Origin of the sequence: Actinomadura sp. GTD37 (assembly GCF_041951365.1) — a bacterium.
Taxonomy (GTDB): domain Bacteria; phylum Actinomycetota; class Actinomycetes; order Streptosporangiales; family Streptosporangiaceae; genus Spirillospora.
On record NZ_JBGNUS010000010.1, the window covers coordinates 108,158 to 132,687 of the forward strand.

Annotated in this window: 20 protein-coding genes; 7 read left to right on the forward strand and 13 right to left on the reverse strand. The window is 74.1% G+C overall.

What is annotated here, in order from left to right:
- Window positions 1–162: 162 nt before the first annotated feature.
- Window positions 163–1,467 (forward strand): acyltransferase family protein, encoded by a 1,305-nt coding sequence (locus ACA511_RS35385; RefSeq protein WP_375029070.1) that lies wholly within the window; start codon window positions 163–165, stop codon window positions 1,465–1,467.
- A gap of 104 nt (window positions 1,468–1,571) precedes the next feature.
- Window positions 1,572–2,750, forward strand: a complete 1,179-nt coding sequence (locus ACA511_RS35390) for a PucR family transcriptional regulator (protein WP_375029071.1) — start codon at window positions 1,572–1,574, stop codon at window positions 2,748–2,750.
- Between the two features lie 51 nt (window positions 2,751–2,801).
- Here ACA511_RS35390 and ligA read toward each other — a convergent pair whose 3' ends face one another.
- The 8 genes from ligA to ACA511_RS35430 all read right to left on the reverse strand — a co-directional run bounded on the left by ligA (window position 2,802) and on the right by ACA511_RS35430 (window position 13,131).
- Window positions 2,802–4,886 (reverse strand): NAD-dependent DNA ligase LigA, encoded by a 2,085-nt coding sequence (gene ligA / locus ACA511_RS35395; RefSeq protein WP_375029072.1) that lies wholly within the window; start codon window positions 4,884–4,886, stop codon window positions 2,802–2,804.
- A 181-nt stretch (window positions 4,887–5,067) separates the two neighbouring features.
- A complete protein-coding gene (locus ACA511_RS35400; protein ID WP_375029073.1) occupies window positions 5,068–5,955 on the reverse strand; it encodes a DMT family transporter in 888 nt (295 codons plus the stop codon).
- Complete coding sequence (locus tag ACA511_RS35405; RefSeq protein WP_375029074.1) at window positions 5,955–8,081, reverse strand: phosphatase PAP2 family protein; 2,127 nt, start codon at window positions 8,079–8,081, stop codon at window positions 5,955–5,957. Before ACA511_RS35405 ends, ACA511_RS35400 begins: the two co-directional genes overlap by 1 nt.
- Before the next feature lie 269 nt (window positions 8,082–8,350).
- Window positions 8,351–9,664, reverse strand: coding sequence for an ABC transporter substrate-binding protein (locus ACA511_RS35410; protein ID WP_375029075.1), 1,314 nt, complete (start codon window positions 9,662–9,664; stop codon window positions 8,351–8,353).
- On the reverse strand, window positions 9,585–10,769 hold the full coding sequence (locus ACA511_RS35415; RefSeq protein WP_375029076.1) for a branched-chain amino acid ABC transporter permease: 1,185 nt from the start codon (window positions 10,767–10,769) through the stop codon (window positions 9,585–9,587). The genes ACA511_RS35410 and ACA511_RS35415 overlap by 80 nt, the downstream gene beginning before the upstream one ends.
- Before the next feature lie 4 nt (window positions 10,770–10,773).
- A complete protein-coding gene (locus tag ACA511_RS35420; RefSeq protein WP_375029077.1) occupies window positions 10,774–11,652 on the reverse strand; it encodes a branched-chain amino acid ABC transporter permease in 879 nt (292 codons plus the stop codon).
- Window positions 11,652–12,359, reverse strand: a complete 708-nt coding sequence (locus ACA511_RS35425; RefSeq protein WP_375029078.1) for an ABC transporter ATP-binding protein — start codon at window positions 12,357–12,359, stop codon at window positions 11,652–11,654. The genes ACA511_RS35420 and ACA511_RS35425 overlap by 1 nt, the downstream gene beginning before the upstream one ends.
- Window positions 12,352–13,131, reverse strand: a complete 780-nt coding sequence (locus ACA511_RS35430) for an ABC transporter ATP-binding protein (protein ID WP_375029079.1) — start codon at window positions 13,129–13,131, stop codon at window positions 12,352–12,354. Before ACA511_RS35430 ends, ACA511_RS35425 begins: the two co-directional genes overlap by 8 nt.
- Before the next feature lie 232 nt (window positions 13,132–13,363).
- On the opposite strand from ACA511_RS35430, the gene ACA511_RS35435 reads away from it, so the two are divergent.
- Entirely contained in the window at window positions 13,364–13,984 is a 621-nt protein-coding gene (locus ACA511_RS35435; protein ID WP_375029080.1) for a TetR/AcrR family transcriptional regulator, read from the forward strand.
- 102 nt (window positions 13,985–14,086) lie between these two features.
- Here the strand turns inward: ACA511_RS35435 and ACA511_RS35440 are convergent, their stop codons facing one another.
- A complete protein-coding gene (locus tag ACA511_RS35440; protein WP_375029081.1) occupies window positions 14,087–15,736 on the reverse strand; it encodes a long-chain fatty acid--CoA ligase in 1,650 nt (549 codons plus the stop codon).
- A gap of 376 nt (window positions 15,737–16,112) precedes the next feature.
- On the reverse strand, window positions 16,113–17,144 hold the full coding sequence (locus tag ACA511_RS35445) for a phosphotransferase family protein (protein WP_375029082.1): 1,032 nt from the start codon (window positions 17,142–17,144) through the stop codon (window positions 16,113–16,115).
- Between the two features lie 289 nt (window positions 17,145–17,433).
- Between ACA511_RS35445 and ACA511_RS35450 the strand changes: the two genes are divergently transcribed.
- The 4 genes from ACA511_RS35450 (at window position 17,434) to ACA511_RS35465 (ending at window position 21,956) form a co-directional block, all read left to right on the forward strand.
- The gene (locus ACA511_RS35450; RefSeq protein WP_375029083.1) at window positions 17,434–19,116 is read left to right on the forward strand and encodes an MFS transporter; all 1,683 of its coding nucleotides are present in this window, start codon (window positions 17,434–17,436) and stop codon (window positions 19,114–19,116) included.
- A gap of 133 nt (window positions 19,117–19,249) precedes the next feature.
- Window positions 19,250–19,720: a MarR family winged helix-turn-helix transcriptional regulator gene (locus ACA511_RS35455; protein ID WP_375029084.1), complete on the forward strand. Its 471-nt coding sequence runs from the start codon at window positions 19,250–19,252 to the stop codon at window positions 19,718–19,720.
- On the forward strand, window positions 19,717–20,994 hold the full coding sequence (locus ACA511_RS35460; protein ID WP_375029085.1) for an MFS transporter: 1,278 nt from the start codon (window positions 19,717–19,719) through the stop codon (window positions 20,992–20,994). The genes ACA511_RS35455 and ACA511_RS35460 overlap by 4 nt, the downstream gene beginning before the upstream one ends.
- 98 nt (window positions 20,995–21,092) lie before the next feature.
- The gene (locus ACA511_RS35465; RefSeq protein ID WP_375029086.1) at window positions 21,093–21,956 is read left to right on the forward strand and encodes an alpha/beta hydrolase family esterase; all 864 of its coding nucleotides are present in this window, start codon (window positions 21,093–21,095) and stop codon (window positions 21,954–21,956) included.
- 45 nt (window positions 21,957–22,001) lie between these two features.
- On the opposite strand, the gene ACA511_RS35470 is transcribed toward ACA511_RS35465, so the two are convergent.
- Genes ACA511_RS35470 through ACA511_RS35480 form a run of 3 tightly spaced genes read right to left on the reverse strand, consistent with a single transcriptional unit; the run spans window position 22,002 to window position 24,527 of the window.
- Window positions 22,002–22,199 (reverse strand): MbtH family protein, encoded by a 198-nt coding sequence (locus ACA511_RS35470; RefSeq protein ID WP_375029087.1) that lies wholly within the window; start codon window positions 22,197–22,199, stop codon window positions 22,002–22,004.
- Window positions 22,200–22,218: 19 nt separating this feature from the next.
- Window positions 22,219–23,511: a lysine N(6)-hydroxylase/L-ornithine N(5)-oxygenase family protein gene (locus tag ACA511_RS35475; RefSeq protein ID WP_375029088.1), complete on the reverse strand. Its 1,293-nt coding sequence runs from the start codon at window positions 23,509–23,511 to the stop codon at window positions 22,219–22,221.
- Complete coding sequence (locus ACA511_RS35480; protein ID WP_375029089.1) at window positions 23,511–24,527, reverse strand: iron-siderophore ABC transporter substrate-binding protein; 1,017 nt, start codon at window positions 24,525–24,527, stop codon at window positions 23,511–23,513. Before ACA511_RS35480 ends, ACA511_RS35475 begins: the two co-directional genes overlap by 1 nt.
- Window positions 24,528–24,530: the final 3 nt, after the last annotated feature.

Genomic DNA, 24,530 nt, shown 5'->3' on the forward strand with positions numbered 1-24,530 from the left:
TCCTCCGTTTCCCCGGTCCGCGCCGCGCCGCGGCCCTGCTCCAGCCGGTCGTCCCGGCGTCCGGCCCTCGTCACGCTGAGTCAGGCAGAAGGGGCGGACGCTCAGAAAAATCTCATTCACTCATTAGAGTGGGTAACGGTTCGGCCCCTATGGTGGCGTCCGATGCCGACGAAGACCTTGATCCCATCGGACACGACGATCGGCGCTCCCCAGGAGCGGGCTCCCCGGATGGGGTGGCTGGACGCCTTGCGGGGCCTGGCCGCCATGGTGGTGGTGTTCGAGCACTCCCTGGACGTGCTGCTGCCCGAGGTGCGCAGCGCCGCCAGCCCCTGGTTCGACTTCGGCCGGTACGGGGTCTTCGTGTTCTTCCTCGTCAGCGGCTACGTCGTGCCGTTCTCGCTGCAGCGGCGCGGCAGCGTCCGGCACTTCTGGGCCGGGCGGTTCTTCCGCCTGTACCCGGCGTGGGCCGTGTCGCTCGGGCTGGCGCTGCTGCTCGGCGCGGCCGGCGTTTCCTACGGGCTGCCCGCCGCGCTCGGCGACCGGCCGTGGGCGTCCGGCCTCGCGCACCTGACGATGCTGCAGGACCTGCTGGGCGTCCCGAACGCCGTCAACGTCCTCTGGACGCTGTCCTACGAGATGGTCTTCTACCTGCTCATCACGGCGATGTTCGTCGCCGGGGTGCACCGCGCCAGCGACCGGGTCGCGCTCGGGTTCGGCGTGGGCGCGGCGATCCTCGGCGTGGCGCTGCCGTCCGGGCTGCTGGCCTCCCGGTGGCCGGGCGGGACGGTCGTCGCCGCCGCGCTGCTGCTCGCGGGCGGCATCGCCGCCATGCTCAGCCGCCGGCGGGCGGTGCGGCGGGCCGGGGTCGTCGTGGTGGCGGCGCTCGCCCTGACCCTGCTCGTGCTGAACAGCCGCATCGGCGCCATCGAGAGCCTGTGCATCATCGCCACGATGTTCGCCGGGACCGCGGTCCGCGGGATCCAGGAGGGGCGGCTCCGCCGCTGGCCCGCCGTGGCGATGGTCGCGGTCGTGCCCGCCCTCACGCTGGTGGCGGGCATGCGGACCCCGACGTCCTGGGCGCTGCACGCCAACCCGAACCCGCTCGGGCCCGACTGGTCCATCGCCGTGGCCGCCGCGTGGCTGACCTTCCTGGCCGGTCTCGCGCTCCGCCACCGCCGCATGCCCCGGTTCCTGGTGTGGTCGGGGATGGTCAGCTACTCGCTCTACCTGCTGCACCCGCTGGTCGTCCAGCTGGTCTGGTACGCGGCCGGCCGGGAGACCTGGGACCTGCCCGTCCCCGTCCGGGCGGGCTGGGGCGTCGTGCTGGTCGCGGCCGTGCTGGTGTCCGCGGCGCTGACGCACCGGTACGTCGAACGCCCGGCGCAGCGCCTCGGACGCCGCCTGACGGCCCGCCGCACCGCGCCGGAGCCCGCCCCGGGAGCGGCCCCGCAGCCCGCCGGGTCCTGACCGCGGTCCGGCGGCGGACCGGGGCCGGGTGATGACAGCCCTCCCGTTCTTGCCTAGGGTGAGGCCGATTCGTTCCCACCCCCGAACCGCCGAACGGACACCGGATGACACCAGGGCCCATGCCCGCCGAGCTGCCGGAACTCCTGCGGCAGCACCTTCAGGCCGCCGTCGACGAGATGGAGCGGGAGATCCGCGACCAGGTGCCGGAGTACGCGGGCGACGACAGCGGCGAGTACGCCAAGCGGGTGGAGCGGACGGTCAGCGACACCGTCGCGTTCTTCGTCGACTCCGTCGACCATCCGAACGCGGACGCGCGCACGCTGACCGAGCTGTACATGCGGCTCGGCGAGGAGGAGGCCCGGCAGGGCCGCAGCCTCGCCGCCCTGCAGAACGCGATGCGGGTGAGCAGCCAGGTCGCGTGCCGGCGGTTCATCAAGGACGCCTACCGGCTCGGCTGGTCGCGGGAGACGCTGAGCCGGCTGACCGACTCGCTGTTCATGCTGCTGGCCCGGGTCGCCGACGCCGCCGCCCAGGGGTACGCCCGCCAGCAGGGGCAGCTGGCGACCGAGCGGGAGCGCCGCCGCGAGCGGCTGCGGGACCTGCTGGTCTCCGAGCCGCCCCCCGCCGCCGAGACGATCTCCGAGCTGGCCGTCGCGGCCCGCTGGGAGCTGCCGAAGAGCATCGCCCTCATCGCGCTGCCCGCCGGGGCCCCCGCCGGGGCGCGGATCCTGCCGCCCGCCGTGCTGGCCGACTGGGACGCGCCCGTCCCGTTCCTCGTGGTGCCCGACCCGGAGGGCCCCGGCCAGGACCGGCTGTGGCCGGTGCTGCGCAGGCTCGGCACGGCCGCGATCGGCCCGGCCGTGCCGCTCGGCCAGGGCGCCGTCTCGCTGCGCTGGGCCCGGCACGCGCTGGCGCTCGCCGAGCGCGGCCTGCTGCCGTGCGACGGCCCCGTCCGCTGCGCGGACCACATCGCCTCCCTCGCCACGCTCGTCGCGGACGAACTGGTCGGCGCGACCGCCGAGGCCGTCCTCGGGCCGCTGCTGGAGCTGCCCCCGGCGCGCCGGCAGCCGCTCGCCGAGACGCTGCTGACCTACCTGGAGTGCGGCGACAACGCGGTGATCGCGGCGGAGCGGCTGCACATCCACGAGCAGACCGTCCGGTACCGGCTGCGCCGCATCGCCGAGCTGACCGGCGGGCGGTTCTCCGAGCTGGACGGCCGGCTCGACCTCATGCTGATGCTGAGCTGGCTGGTCCGCACCGGCCGCGCCGAGCGGACGGCCTGACCCCCGCCGCGCCGCCGCGCGGCGGTCAGACGCCGCGCCGCCGCGCGGCGGTCAGAGGTGGTCGGCGACGCGGGCGGCGAACTCCTCGGGCGTGACGACCTCGACGCCGAGCCTCTCCGCCTTGGCCCGCTTCGAGCCGGCCTTCTCCCCCGCGACGAGCAGCGACGTGCGGGCCGACACCGACGAGGACGCCTTGCCGCCGGCGCGCTCGATCAGCTCGTTCACCTGGTTGCGGGACAGGCCCTCCAGCGGCCCGGACATGGACCCGGTGGCGACGACGGACAGCCCGGCGAGCGGCAGGCCGGAGGTGTCGGGCCCCGCCGCCCCGGCCGGGTCGGCGGGGCGGGCGGGGCCGGTGGCGCCCGGCTCGGTCATGGTGACGCCCGCCGCGACGAGCTTGCCGATCAGCGGGGCCAGCTCGGCGATCTCGGCGACCAGGATCGCGGCGCGCTCCGGGCCGACGCCGTCGACCTCCTGGAACGCCTCGGCGTCGGCGGCGCGGATCGCGTCCATGGTGGCGAAGTGGCGGGCGATGCGCCGCGACATGGACCGGCCGGTGCCGCGCACGCCGAGCGCGCAGAACACCTTGTTCAGCGGCTTGGCCTTGGCCCCCTCGATCGCGGCGAGCAGGTTGGCGGTGCTGGTCTCGCCCATGCGGTCCAGCCCGACGATCTGGTCGTGGGCGAGGGCGAACAGGTCGGCGAAGTCGGTGATCAGCCCGGCGTCGACGAGCTGGTCGATGCGGTTCTCGCCGAGGCCCTCGATGTCGAGCTGGTCGCGGCCCACCGCGTACCGGACGGACGCGACGGCGTGGCAGGACCGCCCCCGCACGCACCGCCACCGCTGCTGCGAGGCGTCGATCGCGTCGCCGCAGCGCGGGCACGCCGCCGGCGCCTCGATCGGCCGCTCGTCACCGGTCCGCAGGTGCACGACCGGCGCCTCCACGCGCGGGATCACGTCGCCGGCCTTGTAGACGGTGACGTGGTCGCCGACCATCAGCCCGCGCCGCTCGATGTCGGCGGCGTTGTGCAGGGTCGCGTAGGTGACGGTCGAGCCGTCCAGCTCGACGGGCTCCAGGACGGCGCGCGGCGCGATCACGCCGGTGCGGCCGACGTTCCACTCCACGTCCAGCAGCCGGGTGATCTTCTCGACGGCGGGCAGCTTGTAGGCGATCGCCCAGCGGGGCGCGCGGGAGGAGACGCCCGCCTCGGCCTGGTCCGCCGCCGCGTCGGCCTTGACCACGATGCCGTCGATGCCGAAGTCGAGCCCGGCGCGGGCTGCGGCGATCTCCTCGATGCGCGCGCCGGCCTGCTCGATCGTCGCCACGGTGGCGGCGGGGACGGGCGTCGCGGCGGTGGTGCGCGCGCCGAGCCCGGCGACCAGCTCCATGATCCCGCTGTGCGGCAGGTCGCGCAGGCGGGCCGCGGTCTCCGCGTCGGTGCCGTCCAGCGGCAGGGCGCCGTAGGCGAAGAAGGTCATCTCGACCTGGTAGGCGCGGTCCTTGGCGCGCAGCGAGCCGGCCGCGGCGCTGCGCGGGTTGGCGAACGCCGTCCCTCCCGCGCCCGTGCGGGCGGCGTTGGCGGCCTCGAACTGCGCGTGCGTCATCAGCACCTCGCCGCGCAGCTCGACGGTGACCGGCTCGGCCAGCCGCCGCGGCAGCCCGGCGATCGCGCCGATGCCGTGCGAGACGTCCTCGCCGGCGGCGCCGTCGCCGCGGGTCACCAGCCGGACGAGCCGCCCGGCCGCGTAGCGCGCCGAGATCGCCAGGCCGTCGAGCTTCGGCTCGACGCTCCACACCGCGACCTCGCGGCCCAGCCTGCGGACGAGGCCCGCCGCCCACGCCTCCAGGCCCTCGGCCGAGAACACGTTGTCGAGGCTCAGCATCGGGACGGTGTGCGGGACGTCGCCGACCACCGCTCCCCCGGCGACCTTGCCGGTCGGGGAGTCGGGCAGCACCTCGCCGGGGTGCCCGGCCTCGTAGGCGGCGATGCCGCGCACCAGCCGGTCGAAGGCGTCGTCGTCGAGCGGCGAGTCGCCTTCGCCGTAGTAGGCGGCGGAGGCCGCGACGGCGGTCTGGACGGCGGCGGCATAGGCGGCCTGATCGCCGATCTCGGTGCGGGCCGGTGTCTCGGTCATGGGCACATCTTGCCTGGTGCCACCGACATTCCCGGGGTCTCGGCCGCCCCCCGGGCGGTGCCCGGGGATGGCTCTGGGCGCGTAGGCGGGACCGCCGGAACGCGCCGTCGTGGCGGCCGCCGTCCGCGCGGCGCCGAGCCCGCCGGACAGGAGCCCGCGCCGGTCGATCACGTCGAGTCCCTCACGGCGGGAGCGCAGAAGGGTCGTCGCGCCCCCCGGCGGCGTGCGCGGACCGGGAGAGCAGCGCCACCCCGCCCGTCAGCAGCAGGACGCTGAACGAGACGGCGGTGAACGCCGCGGCGGTGCGGGGCGGCAGCGTCTCGAAGGCGAGGGCGGCCACCAGGTAGGAGGCGATCGGGTTGGTCATCGTCATCGCGGTCATCGCGGCGGGCAGCGATCCCGCGGCGAACGCCCGCTGCTCCAGCACCAGCCCGAGCAGGGTGCTGCCGGCGAGCGCGTAGCCGGGCCAGTCGGCCGCGGTGGCCGCGACGCCCCGGTCGACGAGGTCGGCGGTGGTCAGCTTGATCAGCACCGCGGTGGCGGCGAAGCAGAGGCCCGCGCAGACGCCGAGCAGCGTGGCCCGCACCGGCCCCGCGCGCAGCCACGCCGCCCGCGACAGCACCACGACGGCCGGCGCCGCGATCAGGCCGGCGAGCAGGATCCGCGGCCGGGACGGCTCGCCCTCCGGCGGGATCGCCCCCGGCACCGTGAACAGCACGGCGAGGCCCGCCGACACGGCGACGCCGCCGAGCAGGTCCATCCGCGCGGGACGGCGGCCGGTGCCGACCGCGCCGAGCATGATCGTGAAGACGAGCTGGGTGACCAGCAGCGGCTGGACGATGGCGGTCGAGCCGAAGTGCAGCGCGATCGCCTGGGCGCAGAAGCCGGCCAGGTTCACCCCCCACCCGGTCAGCCACACCGGGTCCCGGATCAGCCTGCGGATCAGCCCGTGCGCGGCGCCGGCGTCCGAGCGGCCGTGCACCGCCCGCCGCGCGGCCCGGTACTGGATCGCGGCGGCCGCGGCGAACAGGAACGCCGCGACCATGCTGAAGCAGACCGCCCACGCCATCAGGACGTCCCGCTCTGCGCCCCGCTGCCCGCCCCGCTGCCCGCGCCGACGGCGGCGGCGAGCCGCTCGAACGCCCGCACGAGGCCGTCCGGGAACGCGGCCCCCTCGGGCAGCACCCGCGGCTCGGCGGTCACCGAGACGTGCAGGTCTCCGTTCCAGCTGAGCGCGCCCACGGCGAACGGCGCGCCCGCGGCGAGCGGCAGGACCGGGTGGACGCCGCCGAGCCGCGCGCCCGCGAGCGACGTCGGCGACTGCGGTCCCGGCATGTGGGAGACGATCCCACCGATGGCCCCGGCCCGGTAGACGCCGCGCGCCGCGCGGGCGTGCAGGGGCGGCGGCAGCGCGCCCATCAGCCGCAGCGCGGCCCCGCCCGCGACCGCCCGGCCGGACGCGCGGCGCCGCTCGGCCGCCTCGCGCACGGCCGCCAGCCGGTCGCGGACGGGCATCGGGTCCACCGGGACGTCCAGCGGCAGCACGGCGGCCATGTTGCCGGGGACGGCGGTGCGGCCCCGGCCGGGCCGCGCCGGGGCGCGCGGCGGCATCGGGACGGCGGCGCGCAGCGGCCGGCCGTCCGCCCGCTCGCCGCGGCGCTCCAGCACGTCCGCGACGACCTCGCCGACCAGGGCGAGGAGCACCTCGGTGACGCCGGCGCCGGCCGCGGACGCGACCGCCCGGACCCGGTCGAGCGGCAGCGTGGCGGTGCCGAAGACGCGTTCCGGCCCGAGGGTCTCGCGGACGGACACGGTCCGGGCGGCGACGCCGAGGCCGGGCAGGGCCAGGCCCTGCAGGACGGCGGCGGCGCGCGCGAGCCGGCCGGGGCCGCGCGGGCCCTCGGCCTTCAGGGGCACGGCGTCCGGAATCGCGGGCTCCAGGGGCGCGGGCTCCAGGATCGCGCGCAGGATGCCGACGGCGCCGTGCCCGTCGGCGACGGCGTGGTGGAAGAGGAACACGGCGGCGTCCGGGCCGCCCGGCCCGCGGCGGACGAGCCAGCAGCGCCACAGCGGGCGCCCGCGGTCCAGCGGCTCGGCGGCGAGGCGGGCGACGAGGCCGTCCAGGGCGCGGCGGCCCGGTACCGGCAGGTCCACCTCCCGGACGTGCAGGCTCAGGTCGACGGCGCCGGTCCGCGCCCAGCGCGGCCGCCGGAACGCGCCGCCGGGGCGGACCCGCAGGGTGAGGCGCGGCAGCCGGGGCAGCCGCTCGGCGAGCGCGGCGCGCACCCGCTCGGCCGGCGGCGCGGGCCCGGCGAACTCGACGACCCCGCCCACCGCCTGCGGGAGGTCCCGGGTCTCGACGTGCAGGAAGAAGGAGTCGGCGGCGGCCATCCGCTGCCCGCGGCCGGACGCGGGCGGCGCCCCGTCCGGCGGCCGGAGCCTCCCGGCCAGCCCGGCGCGCGCCCGCTCGGCGGCCGCCGCGGCCGGGACGAGCAGCAGCCCGCCCGGGATGTCCACGACGTAGTGGGCCGACGTCGCGACGATCACCAGGCCCGTCACCGCCAGGTGCAGGGCGCAGAGCCAGGTGAAGAACGGCCCGCACCGGGCGCGGACGGCCGCCACCCCGATCCAGGCGACCCAGCCGATGTGCAGGCTCGGCATGGCCGCGTACGGGTTGGCGCCCGCGGACACGACCCCGGTGCCCCAGGTGGCCGGCGGGTGGTGCAGCGCGATGACGTCGGTGTAGCCCTCGCCCGGCAGCAGCCTCGGCGGCGTGGCGGGCCACAGCGCGAAGCAGCAGATCGCGATCAGCGTCACCAGGATCAGCGTGTTGCGCGCCCACGCGTAGACCGGGTTCCGGCGCCACCACAGCCAGGCGAGGAACCCGAAGGTGCCGATCACGTACGTGGTCGCGTACTCCCAGGCGGCGAGCGCCCCCAGCCGGCCGTGCCGGACGAGCAGCTCGTTCAGCGGGCGCTCGGCGTCCAGGTGCGCCCACCGCTCGAACTCCAGCAGCGCGCGCCCGTGCGCGTCGCTGGTCGCGCGGTCCCCGCTGAACGCGTGGGTGAACACCAGGTACACGACCAGTACGGCGAGCGCGGCGACGATCTCGCGCGCGGCCGACGCGGCCCGTCCCCCGTCCGCGTCCTGCTCCCCCGGGCGCGTCCCGGACGCGGCGGTCCCGTCCCGGGTCACGACGCCCCTCCCGCCTCGTGCATCGCGCCACCCCCCTCCCGGTCATCCTCCCCACGATCGGACAAGACGACCATGAAGCGCGGCCCGCACTTTCCCTCCCTTCTCTCCCGCGAGAACCGCGGGCCGCCCCTTGGCTTCGACGCCTAACGACATGAATAGGAGAGAAACCAAGCCAAACGGAAGGGAAGCGACCTGCGGCGGGGCGGACACGGGCGGGGCCGCCGTCCCGCACCTCTGGGGCGGTCGTCGCGGGACGGCGGCGGTACCCGTCAGCCGGCGGCGGGGACGCCGTTCGCGGGCGCCTGCGGCTGCTGCGCCGTGTACGGCTGGATCGGCCCGTCACCGTCGTCGGTCGTCAGCGGCTGCCCCTCGGGCACGACGTTCTCGCCCTCGATCCTGCCGATCTGCGCGCCGGTGTACCCGGCGTGCGACCCGGCGCTGAACGCGAACGGGACGACGCCCGGCCCGGTGAAGTGCGACTTCTCCAGCGCCTCGACGAGGCTCTTGCGCGTCGGGTTCTTCCCGGCCGCCTGCAGCGTCTGGACGAAGGTGTAGGCGGCCGACATCCCGTAGACGATGTTGCCGTTGAACGGCAGCTTCGGGATGTACTGGGCGTGCACCTTCTTGAACAGCTGCGTCCAGCTGTTGGAGGCGTCGCCGGGCGCGGCCAGGTAGCCGTCGGTGATCATGCCCTGGATGAGCGGGCTGCCCTTGACCTCGCTGCCGCCCTTCTTGGCGAAGCTCTCCAGCAGCCCGGTCAGGGTGATCGGGTCGGAGCCGACGTTGCTGACGGCGAACGTCGGCTTGTAGTTCAGCTTCAGCGCGGCGAGCCGGAACAGCGCGGTGTAGGTGGGGATGCTGAACAGCACGACGACGTCCGCCTTGGACTGGGCGATCGCCTGGGCCTGCGCGCCGATGTCGGTGCTGCCCGGCTGGTAGGACTGCCGGGACACCACGTCGGCCTTCGGGATGTACTTGTCGAGGCCCTTCACGCCGTCCTGGCCGAAGTCGTCGTTCTGGAAGAAGTACGCGACCTTCTTCCCGGCGAACGTCTTCTTGACGTGGTCGCCGAGGATCTTGCCCTCGCGGATGTAGTCGACCTGCCAGCCGAACGTCTGCGGGTGCTTGTCCGGCTGGTCCCAGCAGCCGCAGCCGGACGCGACGAACAGGTCCGGGACGCGCTGGGCGTTCAGGTAGTCGACCACCTTGGAGTGCGTGGGGGTGCCCAGCCCGTTGAAGATCGCGAAGACCTTGTCCTGGAGGACGAGCTTCTGCGTCACGCTGACCGTCTGGGTCGGGTTGTAGGCGTCGTCCACGTACTTGTAGACGATCTTGCGGCCGTGCACGCCGCCGTTGGCGTTGACGTAGTCGAAGAACGCCTTCGAGGCGGCCGAGTTCGCGCTGTAGCCGGGCGCGGCCGGGCCGGTCAGCGGCTGGTGGCTGCCGATGGTGACGGTGGTCGCGGTGACGCCGGGCGTGCCCGACCCGCCGTCGTCCCCGCCGTCACCGCCGCAGCCGCTCGCCGCGGCCGCCAGCGTCGCCGCGGTCATCAGGGCGAGTGCCCTGGTCCGCATTCGCTTCATCTGCTCCTCCTGGGTGCGTGGTGGTTGGCCCCGATGTGGCTGTCGATGCGGAACCGCGCGGCCCGGGAGCCCGGTCGCGCCTCATGGCGGCGCGGCGCCGGACGGCGCCGCCGATGCCGCGCAGTCCGCCCTGGAGACCGCGCGGGAAGGCCAGCGTCACCACGATGAGGACGAGGCCGTAGATGGCGAGGGGCAGGTTCGAGGCGATGTTGTGCGACAGGCCGGACGAGGACGTCAGGTCGGACGCCCACGTCGGCACGTACACCAGGATCAGCGCGCCCCACACGGCGCCCGGCAGGCTGCCGAGCCCGCCGATGATGATCGCGGCGATGAGCTGGAGGGAGAGGGTGAGCGGGAACGCGCCCGGCGCGGCGAGCGTGGCGACCACGGCGAGCAGCCCGCCGCCGAGGCCGGCGCAGGCCGCCGACACGACGGTCGCGGCGATCCGCAGCCGGGCGACGCGGACCCCGCTGAGCGCCGCGGCGATCTCGTCGTCGCGGCTGGCCCGCAGCGTCCGGCCGAACCGGCCGCGGACGAGGTTGGCGAGCAGGAACAGCGTGGCGACGGCGCCGAGGCAGGAGATCCACGCCTGCCAGCGCTCCAGCGGGAACGCCGCGCCGAGCGACTCGGGCGGGATCGGCGGGACGAGCGTCAGCCCGTTCTGGCCGCCGAGCAGGTCGGTGAGCGGCGCGTAGTTGGCGAGGCCGGGCAGGCCCACGGCGAAGGCGAGGGTGGCGCCGGCGAGGTAGGGGCCGTGCAGCCGGGCGGCGACCGCGCCGACCAGCACGCCCGCGACGGCGGTGACGCCGGCCGCCGCCGCGAGGACGGCCGCGAGCGGCCACCCCCAGTGCCCGATGACGAGCGCGGCGGTGTAGGCGCCGACCGCCATGAACGCGCCGTGCCCGAGGGAGATCTGCCCGCCGAGCCCGGTCAGCACGGTCAGCCCGGCGACCGCGCAGGTGAGGTAGGCGGCCTGCGCGATCTGCAGGTCCCGGTAGGGGCCGACCGCGGTCGTCAGGAAGTACAGCGCGGCGATCGCGGCCAGCGCGCCGGCGGTGTGCCGCGTCAGCGTGGAGCGGCGCAGGACGTTCAGGACGGTGTCCACCGCGCTACACCCGCCGTCCCGTGCTCGCGGCGAACAGGCCGTTGGGTCTGATCATGAGGACGGTGATGAGCGCGGCGAGCGCGCCGAACGTGACCAGGTCGGAACTGACGTAGCCGGACACGTAGCTGAGCGCGCAGCCGAGCACCAGCCCGCCGATGACGGCGCCGGCCGGGCTGTCCAGCCCGCCGATCACCGCCGCGGTGAAGCCGAACACGAGCATCGCGTCGAACTGGGCGGGTCCGACGAACACCGACGGGGCGATCAGCACCCCGGCGAGCGACCCGACGAGCGCGGCGAGCGCCCACCCGAGCGTCAGCATCCGGCCGACGCGGACGCCCTGCAGCCGGGCGATCTCGGGGGCGAACGCCGCCGCCCGCAGCCGCAGCCCGAGGTCGGTGCGGACGAACAGCAGCGTCAGCAGCACCATGACCGCCGCGACGGCGCCGATGACGAAGAGGTCGAACGGGGACAGCAGCAGCCGCGTCCCGCCCACCGACAGCCCCTTGATGGTGAACGCGGGCGGGTAGGAGTGCGGCGTGTCGCCCCAGATCATGCCCGCGCCCGCCTGCAGCAGCACGTAGAGGCCGAGCGTGACGATGACGGCGTTCAGCGGCGGCTTGCTCTCCACCGGCCGGACCACCACCCGCTCGATCACCGCGCCGAGCACCAGCCCGGACGCCAGCGCGACGCCGAGCGCGAGCCAGTAGGAGCCGCCGTGGTCGATGACGCTCCAGGCGAGGAACGTCGTGAACATCAGCATCCCGCCCTGCGCGAAGTTCACGATGCGGGTGGCCCGCCAGATCAGCACCAGCGCGAGCGCGACCGCCGCGAACACCACGCCGGAGGTGATGCCGGCGAGCGTGAGATTGATGAAGCGCACCATCAGAACCCCAGGTAGGCGTGGCGGAGGCGGTCGTCGGCGGCGATGGTCGCGGCGGCCTCGGCCGCCACCACCGCGCCGAGGTCGAGGACGACCGCGCGGTCGGCGACCGACAGGGCGCTGCGGGCGTTCTGTTCGACGAGCAGGACGGTGCGGCCGTCCTCGTCGCACAGCCGCCGCAGCACGGCCATGAGCTGGGCGACCACGCGCGGCGCCAGGCCGAGGGACGGCTCGTCCACCAGCAGCAGCCGCGGCGCGCCGGTGAGGGCGCGGGCCAGCGCGAGCATCTGCCGCTCCCCGCCGGACAGGGTGGCCGCGGCGAGCGATCGCCGCTCGGCGAGCGGCGGGAACAGCTCGTACATCTCGGCGACCCGCCGCGCGAGCGCCGCCCGGTCGCGCCGCCACAGCCCGCCGAGCCGCAGGTTGTCCTCGACGGTCAGCTCGGTGATGACGCCGCCGCTCTGCGGGACGTGCGCGACGCCGAGCCGGACGATGTCCTCGACCGGCAGCCGGGTGATGTCCCTGCCGTCCAGCTCCACGCGTCCCGACTTCGGCCGCAGCAGGCCGGAGACGGTGCGCAGCAGCGTGGTCTTCCCGGCCCCGTTCGCGCCGAGCACGGCGGTCACGGAGCCCTCGTCCACCGAGAGGTCCACGCCGCCGATCGCCCGGACGGCCCCGTAGTGGACGGTGAGGTCCCTCACCTCAAGCACCGGCGACCTCCTCGCCCAGGTAGGCGTCGAGCACGGCCGGATCGTCGCGCACGTCCGCGGGCGTCCCGCTCGCGATGACCTTGCCGAAGTCCAGCACCACGACCTGGTCGCAGACGTTCATCACGAGGTCCATGTGGTGCTCGACGAGGACGACCGCCGGGCCGCCCCGCAGGCCGCGGATCAGCTCTGCCAGCTCGTCCATCTCGGCCGCCGAGAGGCCCGCCGCGGGCTCGTCCAGCAGGAGCAGGTCGGGCTCGGCGACCAGCGCGCGGGCCAGCGCGACGCGCTTCTGCACGCCGTAGGGCAGCTGACCGGGCAGCCGCCCGGCCTCCCCCGCCACGCCCAGCTCCGCGAGCCGGGCCGTGGCCCGCTCCCGCAGCGCGGCCTCGTCGCGGTCGGCGCGCGGCAGCGCGAGCAGCCCGGACCAGAACCCGGTCTTCGCCTGCCTGTCGGCCCCGACCATCACGTTCTCCAGGACGGTGAGCCCGGGAAAGAGCCCCAGGCCCTGCAAGGTACGGGCGATGCCGAGCCGCGTCAGGTCGTGCGGCCGATGCCGGCCAAGCGCCTTCCCGCGCCAGCGCACCTCGCCGGACCGCGGCCGGACGAACCCGCACACGACGTTGAAGAGCGTGGTCTTGCCGGCGCCGTTCGGGCCGATCACGCCGGTGACCCGGCCCTGCGGCGCGGACAGCGACACACCGTCCAGGGCGACCAGCCCGGCGAAGCGGACGGTCACCCCTCGTAGTTCCAAGTTCGCGGAGGAGCCGGACACAAAGCCTCACCTCACCGCTATATCAGCGTGAATCCCCGAGGCCGAAATACACATACCGACCGGTCGGATTCCATGAAGATAGAATCACCGGGCACTCCCGGTCAACAGCCGATCCGCCGGGTCCCGACACGCGCCTCGCCGGCACCGCCGGTAGGCTGTCGGCGATCTACGGGCGGCCGTTGCCGGGACGGCGCGAGACCCCCGGGGGCAATCCCGGAACGGAGGTGGAGTGATGACGCAGGCGCCCGTAGGCCGGATCCCCGGCAACCTGCCGCTGCCCGACCGGCTGCTCGCCGTGGCGACCCGCATGTTCGCCGAGAAGGGGTTCGAGAACACCTCGGTGCAGGAGATCGTGAACGCCGCCGGCGTCACCAAGGGGGCCATGTACCACTACTTCGGCTCCAAGGACGACCTCCTCTACGAGATCTACCACCGGCTCCTCGGCCTGCAGATGGCGCACCTGGAGCAGATCGCGGGCGGCCCCGGAACCGCCGAGGAGCGCCTGCGCGCCGCCGCCGTCGACGTCCTCAACACCTCGTTCCTCTACCTGGACGACTTCACGGTCTTCTTCCGCTCGACGCACCTGCTCCCCCGCGACCGCCGCGAGGCCGTCCGCGCCGAGCGGCGCCGCTACCACGAGCGCTTCCGCGCCCTGGTCGAGGAGGGCCAGCGCGCGGGCACCTTCCGCACCGCCACCCCCGCCGACGTCGCCGTCCACTTCTTCTTCGGCACCGTCCACCAGATCGGCGTCTGGTACCGCCCCGGCGGCACCCTGAAGACCGAGGCCATCAGCGACCACTACGTGGACCTGTTCCTCAACGGCCTCAAGAACCAGCCCGGCCTCCAGAACTAGCCGGGCCCCAGAACCAGCCCGGCCTCCGGAACCAGGACGGCCCCCGGAACCGGGACGGCCCCCGGAGCCGCCGGGCGGCGGCGCCGAGGGCATCGCCGCCGGTCAGGGCTTCTCGACGTGCTCGATCTTCAGTTCCGCGTTCCTGTGGTGCGCGCGGAGCGGCTTCTTGTCGAACTTGCCGACGGTGGTCTTCGGGATCTCGTCCATGAAGGTCCAGTACTCGGGGACCTGCCAGCGGGCGACCTTGCCGGCGAGGAAGCCGGCGAGCTCGGCGGCGGTGGCGGCGGCGTCCGGGCGCAGGACGACGCAGGCGAGCGGCCGCTCGTCCCAGCGCGGGTCGGGGATGCCGATGACGGCGGCCTCGGCGACGGCGGGGTGCGCCATCAGGTGGTTCTCCAGCTCCACGGAGGAGATCCACTCGCCGCCCGACTTGATGACGTCCTTCGCCCGGTCGGTGATCTGGAAGAAGCCGCGGTCGTCGACGGTGCCGATGTCGCCGGTGCGGAGCCAGCCGCCGTCGAACTTCGCGGGCGCCGGGTCGCGGTGGTAGGCGCCGGTGATCCACGGTCCGCGGACCTCGATCTCGCCGACGGACTCGCCGTCCCACGGCAGTTCGGCGCCCGAGTCGCCGACGATGCGCAGTTCGACGCCGGCGGCGACGCGGCCGGACTTGAGGCGCCACCGCATGTCCTCGTCCGTGCCGGGCTCGACGCCGGGCGGCGGGAACGCCATGCCGCCGAGCGGGCTGGTCTCGGTCATGCCCCAGCCCTGGATGATGCGCAGCCCGTAGCGCTGCTCGAAGCGCTCCAGCAGGACGCGGGGCGCGGCGGCGCCGCCCGAGGTGCCGGAGCGGAGGGACGACAGGTCGATCTCGTGCCGCTCCCCGTGGGCGAGGATCCCGTTCCAGATCGTGGGGACGGCGGACGCCAGGGTGCTGCGCTCCTCCGCGATGAACTTCGTGAGGTGCTCGGGCTGCATGAACGGGCCGGGCATGTGCAGCGTCGCCCCGGACAGGAACGCGCCGTAGGGCAGGCCCCACGCGTTGACGTGGAACATCGGGACGATCGTCAGGACGCGGTCGGCCTCGGTGATGCCGACCATGGACGCCGACTGCACGGCCATCGCGTGCAGGAACGTGGAGCGGTGCGAGTAGACGACGCCCTTGGGGTCGCCCGTGGTGCCGCTGGTGTAGCACATGGACGCGGCGGAGCGTTCGTCCACGTCGGGCCACGCGTAGCCGGGCTCCTCGGCGGCCAGCAGGTCGCGGTAGCGCAGGACGGGCGCGCCGTTGCCGTTGGCCTCGAGCGGCGCGGCGTCGCCGTCGCCGACCACCACGAACGCCTCGACGGCCGGAAGGTCGCGCACGACCCGCGCCAGCAGCGGGACGAGGCTGTCGTCCACGATGACGACCTGGTCGTCGGCGTGGTTGATGATGTGCGCGAGCTGCTCGGGGAACAGCCGGATGTTCAGCGTGTGCAGCACCGCCCCCATCGCCGGCACCGCGAAGTACGCCTCCAGGTGCTCCTGGGAGTTCCAGCAGAACGTCGCCACCCGGTCGCCGCGGCGGACTCCCAGCCGCGCCAGCGCGGCGGCGAGCCGTTCGGCGTCGCGGGCGACCTGCGCGAAGGTCGTCCGCCGGGGCGGGCCGCCGCCCGTCCAGGTCACGCACTCGCTGCGGGCGTAGACGCGCGCCCCGTGCCGCAGGATCGCGGCGACGGACAGCGGGAAGTCCTGCATCGTGCTGGGGATCATGGCAATTCTCCAGGAAGGACGCACGAGGGGAAAAGGTCGGGGACGGCATGGAATTCAGCACATACCGACCGGTCGGTGCACCATATTTTCAACGTCCCGTTCCCGTCAATCGGGCGCCCGCGGCTCCCGCGCGGCGGAGTGGAGGAGGGCCGGCGGGCTGGACGGCGCCGCGGCGCCGCGGCGGGCGCCGCGGAACCGTCCGGCGGGCCGCCGGTGCGGGGCGGATGACGCGCGGGCCCCCCTCTCTGCCCGCCGGCACCGCCGCTCCCCGGCTCCATCATGCACAGCGCGCACAGTCCGTGATGTGTCACACACGATGGCGGTACCGTGGTCTACCAGGGCCGAAGAGCCGGGACGGTTTCGTTGGACCAGTTCCTCAGGGACGGTCCCGCAGGGCGGCGAGCCCCGATCGCAGCAGCGGCCCGACGGCCGCGCCGACCGTGCCGAACCCCTCCCCCACGGTCTGGCCGCGGAGGTACCGGTAGTGGATGCCCTCGGAGATCACGGCCAGCTTGAAGCAGGCCAGCGCCACGTAGAAGCCGATCGACGCCACGTCCCGGCCGCTCCGCGCGGCGTAGCGGGCCACCACCTCGTCCGGCGACGGAAAGCCCGGGGCGCTCGACGCGTCCCGCCCGCCGGGCGCCGGGGCCCCGCGCCCCATGTAGACCAGGAGCAGCGCCAGGTCCGTCAGCGGGTCGCCGAGCGTCGCCATCTCCCAGTCGAGGACGGCGGCGATCCGGTCGTCGGAGCCGACCAGGAGGTTGTCGAGCCGGTAGTCGCCGTGCACGATCGCGGGCGCCGACCCGGCCGGGAGGCTCGCCTCCAGGAGCGCGTGCAGCTCGTCCGCGGCCGGCAGGTCGCGGCTGCGGGAGGCGTCGAGCTGCTTCTTCCAGCGCCGCACCTGGCGGGCGAGGAACCCCTCGGGGCGGCCGAACCCGGCCAGGCCGGCCCCCGCCGGGTCGACGCCGTGCAGCGCGACGAGCGTGTCGATCATCCGGTCGGCGATCCGCGCCACGCGCTCGGGGCCGAGCGGCTCCAGTTCGGCCGCGCTCCGGTACGGGGTGCCCTCGACCATCTCCATGACGTAGAACGGCGCGCCGATCACGTCCGGGTCCTCGCACAGGGCGTAGGTCTCCGGGACGGGCACGGGGGTGCCGGCCAGCGCGGTCATCACCCGGTACTCGCGCGCCATGTCGTGGGCGGTCGCGAGGACGTGCCCGAGCGGCGGCCGCCGGACGATCCAGGAGGCGCGCCCGTCGGTCACCTCGTAGGTGAGGTTGGACCGGCCGCCGTCGACGATCCGCGCGCGCAGCGGCCCGGCGGCCGCGCCGGGCGCGACCCGCGCGAAGAACTCTCCGAACCGGTCGAGCGCCAGCCCGGGAACGTCCGCGTCCTCGAATACCCGCAATGTGTCTCCCGCGTCGATCAGAGCCTCGTACCGTCCGGTCGGTATGGCGCAGGGACGCCGGAGCGGCACACTCGTGAGCGCGCATGGCGGGCTCCGGCCGCACGCCGCCCCCGGGCAGGTATCCGCACGTAGATGAGACCATACCGACTGGTCGGTTTTCAACGGCAGAAATTATTGCCATTCATGCCGCACAGCATTACGGTGACCGCACGACGGACGGCGAAGGCGCACTTCGCCGCCTCGTCAGGACCGGTTCTCGGGGGAGAACAGCGCCCGGAGGAGTTCCTGCATGCCCGTTTCCTCGTCCACCGACGCCGGCGCCGCCGAGGGCGCCGCCGCACCGGGTCTCGCCGCCCGGCTGTGGCGCCGCGACCTTCCGCACTATCCCGAGACGGGGCGCCGCTACGGCTATCTCGCGATCGTCGTCGTCACCACGATCGTCCTGTACTACCTGCTCTACATCCAGTACGCCGTCGCGACGTCGATCATGTCGCACTACTCGATGTCGTTCGCCTACTTCATCCTGCTGTCGGTGATCGGCAACGCCATCGGCGCGTTCGCCTCGCTGCTCGCCGGCCTGGCCGACCGGTGGGGCCGCGCGAACCTCGTCGTGTACGGACTGCTGATCGCCGGGCTGCTGGTGCTGGCGCTGCCGCACTCGCCGGGCAAGCACACCTTCCTGGTGCTGTTCGCCGCGCTCAGCTTCATCGAGGGCGTCGTCCTCGTCGCGACCCCGGCGCTGATCCGCGACTTCTCGCCGCAGCTCGGCCGGGCCACCGCGATGGGCTTCTGGACGATGGGCCCGGTGCTCGGCAGCCTCGTCGTCACGACCGTGACCAGCGCGACGCTCGACACCTCCAGCTGGCAGGACGAGCTGCGCTACTCCGGCTACGCCGCCCTGGCGGTGTTCGTCATCGCGCTGCTCGGGCTGCGCGAGCTGTCCCCGGCGCTGCGCGACCAGATCATGGTCAGCATGCGGGACCGCGCGCTGGTCGAGGCGCGGGCCAAGGGCATCGACCCCGACCAGCAGCTGTCCGGGCACTGGCGGCAGATGATGCGGCTGGACGTCGTCGGCTCCGCCTTCGCGATCAGCGTCTACCTGCTGCTCTACTACGCGGCCGTCGGCAACTTCGTCATCTACTTCTCCGCCACGTTCGGGTACAGCGAGCAGCGCACCAACGGGCTCGCCAACTGGTACTGGGCGGCCAACGCGATCGCGCTGGTGGTGGCGGGGCTGCTGTCGGACCGGCTCGGCGTCCGCAAGCCGCTCATGCTGGTGGGCGGCATCGGCTCGGTCGCCGCCACGGCGTACTTCGCGCAGCTGGCCGTCCACCCCGACACCGGCTACTACGAGTTCGCCTGGCTGTTCATCGCCATCGGCGTGTTCGGCGGCCTGGCGTACGCGCCGTGGATGGCGGGCTTCACCGAGACCGTCGAGAAGCACAACCCGGCCGCCACCGCGACCGGCCTCGCGGTGTGGGGCTGGATCCTGCGGCTCGTCGTCGCGGGCTCGGCGGCGTTCGTCCCGCTGGTCGTGACGTCGGTGACGCCGCTCGTGGAGCACGGGCACGAGGTGCAGGTCGCCTCGAAGGAGGCCGCGCCGGCGCTCGCCATCGTGGAGCAGCACCCGCAGGTGTTCGCCGAGCTGGGCGAGTACCCGCCCGGCCAGGCCCCGCCCGAACTCCAGGCCCGCGCCGCGAAGGAGGTCGGCCTGCCCGGTCTCGCGACGGTGCAGAAGGCGCAGCCGCAGCTGGCGGTGCTCAAGGAGCACGGCGCCGAGGTGCAGAAGGCGTCGGAGGAGGGGCCCGGCCAGTGGCGGACGTGGTGGTACGTCTGCCTGGGCGGCCAGGTCCTCTTCCTGCCCTTCATCTTCATCATGACGGGGCGGTGGAGCCCGAAGCGCGCCCGCGAGGACGCCGAGGCGCACCAGCGCGCGATCGACGCGGAGCTGGCGGCGCTCGCCAAGGACTGACCACCCCGCGCGGACCATCGCGGATCACGAGCCCCCGGCCGGGCCCCTCCCCCCGGCCGGGGGCTCGCCCCGTCCCGCGGCCCGCGAGATACTTAGCTTGGCAAACATATAAGTCCGTGATACACCGGAGTGCATGGATTCGCCGTCCCCCGCCGACGAGCTGGAGCTGGCCGCGGGCCTCGGGCGCGTGTACTCGCTGATGCGCTCGCTGTCCCAGCCGCGCGACCTGTCGATGACGACCGTGTCGACGCTCGCCACGCTGGAGCGCTTCGGCCCCCGCCGGGTGACCGAGCTGGCCGCGTTCGAGGGCGTCACCCAGCCCGCGATGACGCAGCTGGTGTCGCGGCTCGAGCGGGAGGGGATGGCGGAGCGCCGCGCGCTGCCCGGCGACCGCCGGGTCGTCGCGGTGCACCTCACCGAAGCGGGACGCGCCGAGCTGGCGCGGCGGCGGTCGGCGCAGGCCGAGCGGCTGGCCGGGCTGCTCGCCGGGCTGCCCGCCGCCGACCGGGCGGCGATCGCCGCCGCGCTGCCGGCGCTCGACCGGCTGGCCGGCGCCGCCCTCGGCGTCCCCGAAACCCCGAACCGCAGCAGAGGGCACGGATGAAACCAGTTACCGGGGAGCGGGCGGCGACGCCGAGCCCGTTCCGCCAGCCGAAGGCCGTCTGGGCCGTCGCGTTCGCCTGCGTCATCTCGTTCATGGGCATCGGGCTCGTCGACCCGATCCTGCCCGCGATCTCCGCGGACCTCGACGCGTCCCCCAGCCAGGTCACGCTGCTGTTCACCAGCTACCTCGTGGTGACGGCGGTCGCGATGCTGGTGACGGGCTTCGTGTCCAGCCGCATCGGCGCGAAGCGCACCCTGGTCGCGGGCCTCGCGCTGATCGTGGTGTTCAGCGCCCTCGCCGGGACGTCCGGCAGCATCTCCGGGATCATCGGCTACCGGGCCGGCTGGGGACTCGGCAACGCGCTGTTCATCGCCACCTCCCTCGCCGTCATCGTGTCGTCGGCGAGCGGCGGGCTCAGCGGCGCCATCATCGCCTACGAGTCCGCGCTCGGCCTCGGCATCGCCGTCGGGCCGCTGCTCGGCGGGGTGCTGGGCGACATCAGCTGGCGCGGCCCGTTCTACGGCGTCTCCGCGCTGATGGCCCTCGCGCTGCTGGCCACCGTCGTCCTCGTCAAGCCGCAGCCGAGACCGGTGCGCAAGACCTCCATCGCCGACCCGATCAGGGCGCTGCGGCACCGCGGCCTGCTGATCATGAGCCTGACCGCGCTCTGCTACAACTGGGGCTTCTTCACCGTCCTCGGCTACGCGCCGTTCCCCATGGAGCTGAGCGCGATGAGGCTGGGCCTGGTGTTCACCGGGTGGGGGCTGCTGGTCGCGGTGTTCGCGGTGTTCGGCGCGCCCCGGCTGCAGCGCAGGTTCGGCCTCGCCCGCACCCTCTACGGCAACCTGGCGCTGTTCGCGGTGAACGTGCTGGTGATCGCGATCTTCGTGGACTCGCGGCCGGTGCTGATCGTCGCGGTGATCGTCGCGGGGGTCTTCATCGGCGTCAACAACACGGTGACCACGCAGGCCGTGATGATGGTCGCGCCGGTGGAGCGTCCGGTGGCGTCGGCCGCGTACGGGTTCGTCCGGTTCATCGGCGGCGGCCTCGCCCCCTACGCGGCGGGACGGCTCGTCGAGCACACGAACATCCACGTCCCGTTCGCCATCGGCGCCGGCGTGATCGTCCTCGGCATCGCGATCCTGACCGCGGGACACCGCGACCTCGCGAACGCGGAGCGTGCGCAGGCCGAGGCGGACGCGGGGGCCGGCCGGGGCGAGCCGGGCGCGGAGCTCACCGAGGCCGCGGAGACGGGGTCCGGATCCGGCTCGTAGGGCGTCCGCCGACTACGCACCCGGCCGCCAAAGAACGCTGATCTTTTCCGCACGGGAATGCCTAGCGCGGACGGCTCCGCGGGCGTTAGATCAGCCTCATGAAGATCGCCGCGCGGGCGGCGATGCTCGTGGCCGTGCTCGCCGCGCTCATCGCCCACCCCCTGCCCGCCGGGGCCTCCTTGGACGCCCCAGGAACGACGAAGCACACCATCGCCATGGGCGGCTGGGACCGCCCCTACCTCCTGCACGTCCCACCCGGCTCCGCCGCCGGGAAGCCGCTGCCGCTGATCGTGACCCTGCACGGCGGCCTCAACGACCCCGAGTACGTCCGGAAGCAGAGCGGCCTCGACGAGGTCGCCGACCGGCAGGGCTACGCCGTCGCCTACCCGGAGGGGTTCCTCGGCACGTGGAACGCCGGAGCCTGCTGCTCGTTCGCCCGGTGGGCCGGCATCGACGACATGTCCTTCCTCGACAAGCTGATCGACACGCTGGTGGCGCAGGGCGTCGCCGACCGGCGCCGGGTGTTCCTGACCGGCTTCTCCAACGGCGGCGGGATGGCCTACCGGTACGCGTGCCAGCGCGCCGAGCGGCTCGCCGGGATCGCCGTCGTGTCGGGCGCGCTCGCCATCGGCTGCACCCCGGGGAAGCCGGTGTCGGTCCTGGCGTTCCACGGGACGCTGGACCCGTCCGTCCCCTACACGGGCGGCGGGAACATGGACGCGGACGTCCACTTCCCGTTCTTCGCCGTCCAGGTCGTCATGGAGTTCTGGCGCTGGGTGGACCAGCTGCCCGCCCTGTCGTGGCCGGTGCCGGGCGGTCCCGACGGCTGCGTCGGGACGGGGCCGGGGCCGCAGGTGGTCGCGCTGTGCACCGAGCAGGGCGGCGGGCACGAGTGGCCGTCCTACGCGAGCGGGATGATCGGCCGGTTCTTCGCGGAGCGGCCGTCGCTGCCCGCGAGCTGACGGGCCGGAGGGGCGGGCGGCGCGGGGGACGCCGCCCGCCGCCGGTCAGCCGGCCAGGCTCCGCGGGCGGATGTCCTTCCAGTTGGCCGTGACGTAGCCGATGCAGTCGGACCTCGACTCGGGTCCGAAGACCGTCGTCCATCCGGCGGGGACGTCGGCGAACGCCGGCCACAGCGAGTGCTGCCCCTCGGCGTTGGCGAGGACGCGGAACGCCGCGTCGGCGTCGTCGAACGGGTTGGTCATCGGGCGTGCCTGCTCTCTCTCAAACGGCCGGGGTGACGCGGGCGGAGCGCCGCGCGATCGACCGGACGATCTCCCCGGTGCGGACGGCGGTCATGGACAGCAGCGACGAAGCGATCCCGTGGCTGTGCTCGGTCGCGCCCTGGAGGTAGACGCCCCAGGCGCGGCCCGAGGCGGTGGCGAGGCGGTAGTCGCGCTCGACGACGGGGCGCCCGTCCGGGCCGGCGAGGCAGTCGCCGCCCGCCTCGCCGAGCAGGTCGAACGGGTCGCGCTCGCGGTAGCCGGTGGCGTAGACGACGGCGTCGGCGTCCAGGCCGGCGGCCTCGCCGGTGGGCAGGAACGCCACCGTGACCCGCGCTCCCCCGGCGTCGCCGCGCACGTCCAGGACGCGGGAGGCGTTGAGGATGCGCAGCCGCTCCGCGCCCGCGACCTTCTCGGCGTAGGACCGCCGGTACAGCTCGTCGATGAGGTCGAGGTCGACCACGGAGTAGTTGGTGTTGCGCGAGTAGTCCAGCAGCATCCGCTTGACGTCGCCGGGGGCCGCGTAGAAGTGGTCGACGGCCTCCGGGTCGAAGATGCGGTTGGCGAACGCGCTGTCGTCGGCGGGCGAGTACCCGTACCGGGCGAAGACCGCGCAGACCTCGGTCTCGGGGAAGGTGCGGTGCAGGTACTCGACCGCCTCGGCGGCGCTCTGGCCCGCGCCGACCACGACGAGCCGGCGCGGGTTCCAGTCCTTGTTCTCCTCCAGCCGGGTCAGCAGGTCCTCGGTGTGCCAGATCCGCTCGCCCGCCTGGACGCCCTCGGGCAGGACGGGTTCGAGCCCGACGCCGATGACGACGTTGCGCGCGAGGTGCGTCTCCAGCCGGTCGTCCCGCCGCGCGACGACTTCGAGGGTCTCGTCGTCGTGCGGGCGGAGCGCGACGACCTCCGTCCCGTAGCGGACGCGGTCGGCGAACGCCGCGGCCGTCCATTCGAGGTAGTCGTGGAACTCCACCCGCGTCGGGAACATCGTCTTGTGGTTGACGAAGTCGACGAGCCGGCCGCGGTCGTGCAGGTAGGCGAGGAACGAGTACCGGCTGGCGGGGTTGCGCAGCGACACCAGGTCCTTGAGGAAGTGGACCTGCATGGTGGCGCCGTCGATCAGCATGCCCCGGTGCCAGCCGAACTCCGGCTGCTTCTCGAAGAACACCGCGTCCACGCCGGCGCCGTGCTCCTCGCGCTCCTCGGCGAGGGCGACGGCGAGCGCGAGGTTGGACGGGCCGAAGCCGATCCCGACCACGTCGTGGACGCGGGGCCCCCTCCGCTCCGCCGGCATCAGGCGGGCTTCGCCGCGCTCGCGGCCTCGGCGATCCGCGGGACGACCTGGTCGACGACGTACGGGACGGCGAGCGGGGTGGGGGTGCGCAGCGGCCAGAACGACTTCAGGTCGAGCGCCACGTAGGAGCCGCGCTCCACGACGGCGAGCCCGGCGAACAGCTTGTTGCCCTCGATCTTCTTCTGCGTCGCCGCGTCGTCGTTGTAGTGGCTGATCAGGACGTCCACGTCGAGGACGGAGATCTTCTCCATGCTCAGCTCGGCGGCGAACCCGTCACCGGGCAGCTTCGCGACCGGCTCGGGCAGCTTCATGCCGAACTGCTCCAGCAGCTTCACGCTGGTGTCGTCCTCGGACTTCATCACGCCGATGTTCCCGTTGGGGAAGACGCTGGTGAACGCGAAGCCCTTGCCGGCGAGCTCCGGGTGCCGGGTCTTCACTCCGGCGATCTTCGCGTCGACGGCGCCGACGAGCTCGCGCCCGTCGGCCTCCCTGCCGACGGCCTTGGCGGTCTGCGCGGCGATCTGCTGCCAGGTGTCCTCGGCGGGGCCGGTCTGGTACGCGACCGTGGGCGCCAGCTTGGTGAGCTTGTCGTACTCCTTGTCGATGGAGAAGTCGCCGCCGGCGAGGATGAGGTCGGGCCGCAGCGCGGCGATCTCCTCCAGGTTGAACCCGGCCTCACCGGCCTTGAGCAGCTTCGGCTTCTCGCCGGTCAGCTTGGGCGCGGTCCAGGGGGCCAGGCCGTCGGGCTGGACGCCGGTCAGCTCCGCCATGCCGACGGGGGTGATGCCGAGCGCGAGCAGGGTGTCCTGGTCGACCTCGCCGAGCGCGACGATCCGCTTCGGCGCGGACTCGATCTTCGCGGTGCCGAGCTTGTGGGTGATCGTGACCGGGAACGCCCCGGCGGCCGCGCCGCCGGAGGAGCCGCCGGCGGGCTCGTCGCCGCCGCACGCCGCGACCGTGCCGAGGCTCAGGACGAGCGCGGCGGTGACGGACAGGCGCCGCATCATGGTGCGCATAGG